This window comes from Bradyrhizobium sp. PRIMUS42 (genome assembly GCF_023006515.1).
Taxonomy (GTDB): Bacteria; Pseudomonadota; Alphaproteobacteria; order Rhizobiales; family Xanthobacteraceae; genus Bradyrhizobium.
The window spans coordinates 1-1652 of the sequence record NZ_JALBGZ010001028.1; the positions used below are offsets into that span (position 1 = coordinate 1).

At 64.5% G+C, this 1652-nt stretch carries 2 protein-coding genes and 1 pseudogene; all 3 read right to left on the bottom strand.

The window, feature by feature from the left end; all coding sequences use genetic code 11:
- Nucleotides 1-231 (bottom strand): annotated as a pseudogene (locus tag MOV75_RS37110) (hypothetical protein); the annotation flags it as partial.
- A gap of 165 nt (nucleotides 232-396) precedes the next feature.
- Complete coding sequence (locus tag MOV75_RS37115) at nucleotides 397-849, bottom strand: DNA polymerase III subunit chi (RefSeq protein WP_246927846.1); 453 nt, start codon at nucleotides 847-849, stop codon at nucleotides 397-399.
- A gap of 6 nt (nucleotides 850-855) precedes the next feature.
- Nucleotides 856-1652: leucyl aminopeptidase (locus tag MOV75_RS37120; protein ID WP_247007872.1), on the bottom strand; the 797-nt coding region annotated here is incomplete at its 5' end.

Below are 1652 nucleotides of genomic sequence, written 5' to 3' on the forward strand. Positions count from 1 at the left end.
CGTCGACGCGTTGGCGTCGGCCGGTCCGGGAGGCGGCGCCATGCCGGGACAGGCGCCGTCGGCGCTGACGAGATCCTCAGCTCCCACCGGCTTGTCGGGGGTCAGCGGCGGCGACTCGATCGAGATGTTCTTGATGAAGAGACGGCCGGGCTTCTGGAACCATTCGGCGTCCTTCGACAACAGATCGGTCCCGCCCGAACAGCCCGCGATCAGCGGTGCTACGGCAGCCAACGCAACTATGAGCGACCTGGGAAGCTTTTGATGTCGCACGATAAACCAAATTCCCCGCGTGAAGGACCAGCCCTAAGCGATTGTCCCAACATCACTTTGCGGCACGAAGGTGACAAAAGCCAGCATCGCCCGAAAAGTGCAAATTATCATTAATTGCGATCGACGCTAATTCCGACGCTGCCACCGGCCCCGCTCGTCGGCCTGCCAATAGGTGACATCAAATCCGCGCGCCTTGCAATCCGTCCAGGTGCTGCGGGCGAGCGCGAGCGCATCCGGATCGTCGCCGTTGAACAGCAGCACCATGCGCGCATAGCCCTGCGCGTCCTGTGGCAACGCGGCGTTGTCGACCAGGAAGCGGACATGGGCGCCGTTGGGATTGCCCTCCTCGATCGCCAGCACGATCGGCTGATCGGCGGCATCGTTCACGCGCCATGTCGCGTGCGGCAGGAAGGAATCGTCGCGGTAGGTCCATAAGTGCGCGTCGAGCGCATCGGCCCGCTCTTCCGAGGTCGACTGCACCACGACGCGCCAGCCGCGCTCGAGCGATTTCTCGAGAAGCGGGGGCAACACGTTCTCTACCGTCATGTTTTGCAGATGATAGAACAGGACTTCAGTCATCTCAGGTCATTTGCGCTCGTAATGGTCGGCGACCAGACGGTCGAGCAGACGGACACCATAGCCGCTGCCCCAGCTCTGGTTGATGTCGGTCTTCGGCGCGCCCATGGCGGTGCCGGCGATGTCGAGATGGGCCCAGGGCGTGCCATCGACGAAACGCTGCAGGAACTGCGCCGCGGTGATCGAGCCGCCATGACGGCCGCCGGTGTTCTTCATGTCGGCGAACTGGGAATCGATCAGCTTGTCGTATTCGGGACCGAGCGGCATGCGCCAGACCTTGTCCCCACTCTCCATGCCGGCCGCCAGCAGGCGTTCGGCAAGCTCGTCATTGTTGGAGAACATGCCGGCATGCTCGGTGCCGAGCGCGACCACGATGGCGCCGGTCAGCGTCGCCAGATCCACCATGAATTTCGGCTTCACCTTCTTGGCGACGTACCAGAGCACGTCGGCGAGCACGAGGCGGCCTTCGGCGTCGGTGTTGATGATCTCGATGGTCTGGCCCGACATCGAGGTGACGATATCGCCCGGCCGCTGCGCATTGCCGTCGGGCATGTTCTCGACGAGGCCAATGGCGCCGACCACGTTGGCCTTGGCCTTGCGCGCCGCCAGCGCGTGCATCAGCCCGACGACGCAGGCCGCTCCCCCCATGTCGCCCTTCATGTCCTCCATGCTGCCGGCCGGCTTGATCGAAATGCCGCCGGTGTCGAAGCAGACGCCCTTGCCGACGAAGCTGACCGGCGCCTCGCCCTTCTTGCCGCCGTCCCAGCGCATGATCACGGTACGGCTCGGCCGCGCCGAGCCCTGGC

Bases quoted from the DNA above. Each gene is read 5' to 3' on its own strand.
- MOV75_RS37115 (WP_246927846.1), bottom strand. From the start codon at position 849: ATGACTGAAGTCCTGTTCTATCATCTGCAAAACATGACGGTAGAGAAC.